Source organism: Geitlerinema calcuttense NRMC-F 0142 (assembly GCF_030285425.1).
The window spans coordinates 84,353-90,526 of sequence record NZ_JASVEJ010000022.1 but is presented as its reverse complement, the minus strand read 5'-3'; the positions used below and the strand labels follow the sequence as shown (position 1 = coordinate 90,526).

Annotated in this window: 7 protein-coding genes, 1 tRNA gene and 1 CRISPR repeat array; of the genes, 3 read left to right on the top strand and 5 right to left on the bottom strand. The window is 49.0% G+C overall.

Translation table 11 applies throughout. The features are described from left to right. Nucleotides 1-36: 36 nt before the first annotated feature. Nucleotides 37-363: direct repeats of the CRISPR family, unit length 37 nt; unit sequence ATTGCAATTTCCTCTAATCCCTTTTAGGGATTGAAAC. 99 nt (nucleotides 364-462) lie between these two features. Both QQ055_RS06130 and QQ055_RS06125 read right to left on the bottom strand, forming a co-directional pair. Beyond that, on the bottom strand, nucleotides 463-1,044 hold the full coding sequence (locus QQ055_RS06130) for a hypothetical protein (protein WP_284475393.1): 582 nt from the start codon (nucleotides 1,042-1,044) through the stop codon (nucleotides 463-465). 90 nt (nucleotides 1,045-1,134) lie between these two features. Further along, nucleotides 1,135-1,944 carry a hypothetical protein gene (locus tag QQ055_RS06125; protein ID WP_286004371.1) on the bottom strand — a complete coding sequence of 270 codons (810 nt, stop codon included), beginning with the start codon at nucleotides 1,942-1,944 and terminating at the stop codon, nucleotides 1,135-1,137. A gap of 160 nt (nucleotides 1,945-2,104) precedes the next feature. Here QQ055_RS06125 and QQ055_RS06120 point away from each other — a divergent pair, with 160 nt between their 5' ends. Together QQ055_RS06120 and QQ055_RS06115 are read left to right on the top strand one after the other, a co-directional pair. Then, nucleotides 2,105-2,299 carry a hypothetical protein gene (locus tag QQ055_RS06120; protein WP_141724307.1) on the top strand — a complete coding sequence of 65 codons (195 nt, stop codon included), beginning with the start codon at nucleotides 2,105-2,107 and terminating at the stop codon, nucleotides 2,297-2,299. A gap of 87 nt (nucleotides 2,300-2,386) precedes the next feature. After that, complete coding sequence (locus QQ055_RS06115; RefSeq protein ID WP_283361858.1) at nucleotides 2,387-2,920, top strand: HNH endonuclease; 534 nt, start codon at nucleotides 2,387-2,389, stop codon at nucleotides 2,918-2,920. Between the two features lie 59 nt (nucleotides 2,921-2,979). Here the strand turns inward: QQ055_RS06115 and QQ055_RS06110 are convergent. The 3 genes from QQ055_RS06110 to cofG all read right to left on the bottom strand — a co-directional run bounded on the left by QQ055_RS06110 (nucleotide 2,980) and on the right by cofG (nucleotide 4,873). Beyond that, a tRNA-Cys gene (locus QQ055_RS06110) sits at nucleotides 2,980-3,051 on the bottom strand. A 71-nt stretch (nucleotides 3,052-3,122) separates the two neighbouring features. After that, on the bottom strand, nucleotides 3,123-3,458 hold the full coding sequence (locus tag QQ055_RS06105) for a hypothetical protein (protein WP_141724306.1): 336 nt from the start codon (nucleotides 3,456-3,458) through the stop codon (nucleotides 3,123-3,125). A 434-nt stretch (nucleotides 3,459-3,892) separates the two neighbouring features. Next, complete coding sequence (cofG, locus tag QQ055_RS06100) at nucleotides 3,893-4,873, bottom strand: 7,8-didemethyl-8-hydroxy-5-deazariboflavin synthase subunit CofG (protein WP_284475395.1); 981 nt, start codon at nucleotides 4,871-4,873, stop codon at nucleotides 3,893-3,895. 197 nt (nucleotides 4,874-5,070) lie between these two features. Here cofG and psbA point away from each other — a divergent pair, with 197 nt between their 5' ends. Continuing rightward, nucleotides 5,071-6,153 carry a photosystem II q(b) protein gene (psbA, locus tag QQ055_RS06095; protein WP_069966423.1) on the top strand — a complete coding sequence of 361 codons (1,083 nt, stop codon included), beginning with the start codon at nucleotides 5,071-5,073 and terminating at the stop codon, nucleotides 6,151-6,153. Nucleotides 6,154-6,174: the final 21 nt, after the last annotated feature.

Here is a 6,174-nt window from a genome sequence, read left to right as displayed (position 1 = left end):
AACCTGAAGAAAATACTAAAGCCATTGATGTACTTCATTGCAATTTCCTCTAATCCCTTTTAGGGATTGAAACTTATCCGACCTCAGCTTGCGTCTTTGCGGGCCTCTTTATTGCAATTTCCTCTAATCCCTTTTAGGGATTGAAACATACTTGAAAATGAAATCAAGGATTTTAATGAAGATTGCAATTTCCTCTAATCCCTTTTAGGGATTGAAACTTGATGGAGCTGGCGGTCGATCCTGAAGCGTTTGCCGCATTGCAATTTCCTCTAATCCCTTTTAGGGATTGAAACGCGATCGCTATCCCTTTGGCTCCCGATACAGCCATTGCAATTTCCTCTAATCCCTTTTAGGGATTGAAACAGCAAAGACTTTTAGAAACACGAGCGAACAAGCGATCGCTCTCAAGCAACCCCCTATAATCCCTAGAAGAGAGAGAACCTAAGAAGCTCAGAGAACCTCTCAAGCGCGCTGTCGCAAAAGCTGCTGCCATCTAACCTTCAGCGCCACATAGAGAGGAAATTGGAAATGCTCCAAAACCAGCCAACTCACAAAACTCAAGTGAGAGAAAAACGTGAGAACCGTCCACACCACAGGGAACCAGTAAGCCGAACAGATGCCGCCACTTTGGAGCAAATCCCAAGGCGAGAGAGTCGTGCAATAGCTGTTTGGCATTGGGGGGAACGTGTGAGACGCCAACCCAATTAACGTAGGGGGTAAGAAAACGAGCGCAATACCCACTAGCCAAATTTCCCAGGTTAAATCTAAATCTTCGCGACGATGGGTGGCTTTCCAGGTTTTCCCCGTCCATCGCCAAGAGAGCGGTTGGGAACCATCCACCACCTGAACTCTTTGTTTATCGAGATCGGCGGTAAAAATGTGGCGGCAAAAATTACAGGCAAAAGCATCCATTAGGGGAAGTGCCGAAATTTGACCGTGGCGACAAACGGGACAAGTGTAAACGCCTTGGTAGCTGAGGGAAGATTTTTCCTCCGAGAGACTGCGAGGGAGTTTGTCATCTGCGTGGGAATGGGATTCAGCCATCAGCTTCCTCTTTCTAATGCCAGACCAGGTAGTTTAAGTTAAGACTGTTTTTGTTTTAACGCAAAACTTCAGTCAGCGAACTTAAAAATTTTAGAAATTCCCGGCTAATTTAGGCGTCCCCACGGGTCGGATCGTCTCTATGCCGTTCTCTTCTAGGATGACTACAGGTTCGCCACCGGGAGTAATTTCAATGCGCTTCACCATAATTTGACCGTTGGAGAGAAATTCGCCAGGAACCACATAGCGATCGCTCTTTTCATCCGGTGCCTTAACAATTGCAGTAAAACTATTGCCATACTGCATCACGCCAGTGACTTGTACGGCATTCGCTCTAGAGGTTAGGGAAGATTCTGAGGCGAGGGGAACCAATCCCGATAGCGCCGGTAAATCGGAACTAGCGGCTACTAAATTCGGCAGCGGCACTGTTTCCAATGCCGGTAAAGGCGGGACTTTAGCAATTAGGGGTGCTGCGGGAGAGGGGTTCGTGCTGGCGTTGCGGTTGGGGGGGTTGCCTGCCGCACTCGGAGGAATGGCACCCGGTAAAGGCGCGGGTTGGGGAATGGGACGAGCCGAATTGACTGCCTTGGGAACAACAACTGCGGCCGTGACGATGGGGTTAAACGGATCGCTGCGTCCGGCGGAAATTTGAGCGATGCGTTCCTGGGGATTGGTCGATTGAATTAAACCCGGTGCAGTGGGAGCTGGTGCGGCATTGGGTTGAACCCTCACCGCCGGGAGTTCGGAAGATGGGGGGAATTGGGCCGTGGGTGCAGGTGCGGGAGAAGGAACCGCCTCTGCAACTGGCGATGGCGCGGGTTCGGTTGTCGCCGTGTTTTCGCCACAACTTATTAACAACAGGGCAATGGCACTCCCTCCCAAGATCCACTCAAGCGTCTTCATGGTTGCTTTACCTAAATGCTTTTCATCAGAATAGCGGATTTGCTGGCGATGAACAGATTGTTTCTGACGCGAGTGAGAAGATGAGGAAAATTTACAAAACAGTGGACAAACTTGTACTACAAATGTAGGATAGAGAAAGTTCAGTTTTTAAAAAATTTCCATGATACGTCTCGCTTGCTCAATTGCTGATAGCGCCCTGTCTCGCCAAACCGATCGGAGTTTGGCAGAGGTATCGGCGCTGTTTGCGTTTGAGGAGATGTATCGGTTGGCTAGCAGTCTATCTGCTGGTAATGCGATCGCTAAATGGCTCAATTGGAATCGATGCATTCAGAGCGGGAAGTGCAGGAGTTTCTAGCACTCATCAGGTCAGACATCTAACGTCCTGAACCCCCGTCTCTGATTGTCAGAAGCGGGGGTTATTGTTTTGAGGAGTGTTTTACCCATGCAAGCTCAACCACCAAGTCCGCAACCACACATACTACAAAAACAAGTTGTGGTGTTTTCTAAGAATTATCTGCCACTTGCCCGAATTAACCTGAAACGCGCGGTTGTTCTGCTAGTGACAGGCCAAGCAGAGTCCCTGGAATTGAGCAATACTCAACAATGGGAAATTCGCTCTCCCAGTATTGTGCTTCAGATTTCCGAACATATTCGCCTCACCACGGGAAACCCCGAACGACATTGGAAGGTTCCGGCCGTCAGTCGTCGAGAAGTGTTTCGGCGCGATCGCTATACTTGTCAATACTGCGGTGCTACAAAACATCTCACCCTAGATCACGTCATTCCCCGTTCTAAGGGCGGTACGCATACCTGGGATAATGTGGTGACAGCCTGCGAAAAGTGCAATTCTACAAAGAGCGATCGCCTGCTCCATGAAACAGGGATGACGCTCAAAAGCAAGCCAAAAGCACCCATGCATCCCGCCGTCGCTTTTGTCGAACAGTTCTGGAAAGAGCAACATTTAGCCGATAGTTAAAACAAAGGGGGTAGAGATTCACTCTCTACCCCTTTTTAGGTTTCTTGTATTCAGGAAGAAGGCGACACCCGGATTTGAACCGGGGAGTGGAGGTTTTGCAGACCTCTGCCTTACCGCTTGGCTATGTCGCCGTTTTAACTAGACCTTTTCTAGTATAGCAAACTTTGCCAAAAAACAAACTACTTTGAGGGAGATTGCTCAACTAAGCCACTAATTGGCAGATACTTTTGCGAGGAAAAGGGGAGGAAAAAGAGTCCCGTCTTGAACCCACTTGTTGCATCCACTCTAAAATCACAGCTCTGACTTGTTGATGGAGCGATCGCGGAATCGCATTCAGGTTGGGGGTGTCTTCTTCGTCAACTCGCACGTAACAGGCAGGAACGCGCTGAAGCACATAATCCTGTACTTCCTGCCGCCACTGATAGGTTTCAAGGCTACGAGGATATAAGCTCCGGCTACCATTTAGCTCGCCCCAGGAAAGGTTTTCAAGTTCCCGATCGACTAATGGCAAGACAAGGTTCATTAAGGGTTGAGACATAGTAAATGAGGATGAATTAAATCAAAAAAGGATTAAAAGAGCTTTAAAGAAAAGGTCTTTGCCTAGTAGATAGCTAATTAATGATGTGGCAAAGCCCAAAAGGACTAACTAAGTAGAATTACTTAGGCATAAGAGGAGATATTGAGTCCTTTAATGAATACAATAATTTGTTATTTATAATACAGAGACTTTTTTTATACAAAATAATTATTTCTTTACAAAACTTAGCGAAAAATGGTTCAAAAAGTTTGCTAGGAGCGGTTACTTTGCACGAAATCTGCATCTTCACAGTCCGCGCTTTGAATTGAGAAAAGATGGCTTGGGTTCAGTCTGCGAGGTGGCTTGTCAGCTTCCTTCGCACCCCGAACAGTCAATAAACCGTCGCTAGCCTTCTGCACAGAATCTGCATCTTTCAAAGATGCTCCAAGTTGGCGCTACAGGTTCGGCTGAACTGGAGAAAGCAGGCTCAGTGCGTTGCGCCACTGTTGCACGCGAGACTGAAGAGCCGGATTCAACCAGCCCTCGTACTGAGGATACACGGGTAAGCGCGGGTACAAGTACCAACCGCAGGTAGATAATACTTCTTGCAGTGCTTGTAAGTGGGGATGGGGATAATCTGGGTTCACTTCGTCTCGCGGGCAAATTCCACCGAGATCTCTCGCCCCAGCTTCCAGACAAGCCACTAGCAGATCGGGATAGCGAACCAGGTTGGGGGGAATTTGTAAGGTAATGTCATCGGGTAAGGCGCGACGGGCGATCGCGATCGCGCTAGGTAACTGTTCTAGGGGAAAGCCTGGAGCATTGAGGATCTGACTGTTTCCCAGACTGTAGGGTTGGATAATGACCTCTTGAATGTGGCCCCAGCGTTGATGAATTTGGGCGATCGCCTCTAGGGTATCTCTGCGATCGCCTTCAGTTTCTCCAATTCCCAACAGCAACCCAGTTGTAAACGGAATTTGTAACTCGCCCGCCCATTCCAACTGTTGCAGGCGCAATTCCGGGCGCTTGCTAGGGGCGTGACGATGCACCGTCTGCATTAACTCAGGGCTGACTTGCTCCACCATCAGCCCCATCGAAACATTAACCGCCTTGAGTCGTAACATCTCTTCATACTTCAGAGGCCCCACATTGGTATGAGGTAAAAAGCCGAGAGCGATCGCCAACTCGCACAAACCCTCGATCCTCTCCAGCCAAGCGTCTCGCCGCTTGCTTTCTGGATGCACCTCCCCGCTGAGAATCAAAATCTCGCAAATTCCCTGCCCCCGAAGAGCCTGCAAGCGTGCCTCCGCCTGCTCTAGGGTTAACCAAGCATCCTGGGACGGATCGACCCGAAAATTGCAATACTCGCAGCGATTAAAGCACTCATAGGTTGGAACGAGCGTATAAGCCGGACTGTACTTAACATTTCGATACATATTTGAGAGCGTTACTATCCTAGGTTGAGATTTCTGAGAGAGCCAAAACCAATATAGAGCGTTGTTTACAGCCTATATTGCAAAAAATTTCACACAAAAGCTTTACAAAACTAAATACATGTCTTAACATGAGTACATCGGCAAGCGAAACAGCGAGCCGAAGAACCTAGAAAACTACATAGCAATCATTCAGGCATATGACAACGACCTTACAACAACGCGAGAGCCTCTCCGCTTGGGGACGCTTTTGTGAGTGGGTCACTAGCACCAACAACCGCCTCTACATCGGCTGGTTCGGTGTTCTGATGATCCCCACTCTGCTGAGTGCTACCATCTGCTTCATCATCGCTTTCATCGCGGCACCTCCCGTTGACATCGATGGCATCCGCGAACCTGTTGCAGGTTCCTTGCTGTACGGAAACAACATCATCTCAGGTGCTGTTGTTCCTTCCTCCAACGCTATCGGTTTGCACTTCTACCCGATTTGGGAAGCAGCTTCTTTAGACGAGTGGCTGTACAACGGTGGTCCTTACCAGTTGGTAATCTTCCACTTCCTGATCGGCGTATTCTGCTACATGGGACGTGAATGGGAACTGTCCTACCGCTTAGGGATGCGTCCTTGGATCTGCGTTGCTTACTCTGCACCTGTTGCAGCAGCTAGCGCAGTCTTCCTGATCTACCCCTTGGGTCAAGGCAGCTTCTCCGATGGTATGCCTCTCGGTATCAGCGGCACCTTCAACTTCATGTTGGTGTTCCAAGCTGAACACAACATCCTGATGCACCCCTTCCACCAATTGGGTGTAGCTGGCGTATTCGGTGGATCTTTGTTCAGTGCAATGCACGGTTCTCTCGTAACCAGCTCCTTGGTTCGCGAAACCACCGAAACCGAATCTCAAAACTACGGTTACAAATTCGGTCAAGAAGAAGAAACCTACAACATCGTTGCAGCTCACGGCTACTTCGGTCGGTTAATCTTCCAATACGCTTCCTTCAACAACAGCCGCAGCTTGCACTTCTTCTTGGGTGCATGGCCTGTAATCGGTATCTGGTTCACCGCGTTGGGTATTAGCACGATGGCTTTCAACCTCAACGGGTTCAACTTCAACCAGTCGATTATCGACTCTCAAGGTCGCGTAATCAATACCTGGGCTGACATCATCAACCGCGCTAACCTGGGTATGGAAGTTATGCACGAGCGCAACGCTCACAACTTCCCCCTCGACTTAGCTAGCGGCGAAGCTGCTCCTGTCGCTCTGACTGCTCCGGCAATCAACGGCTAAGGTATAAGTCATTATCCTTAC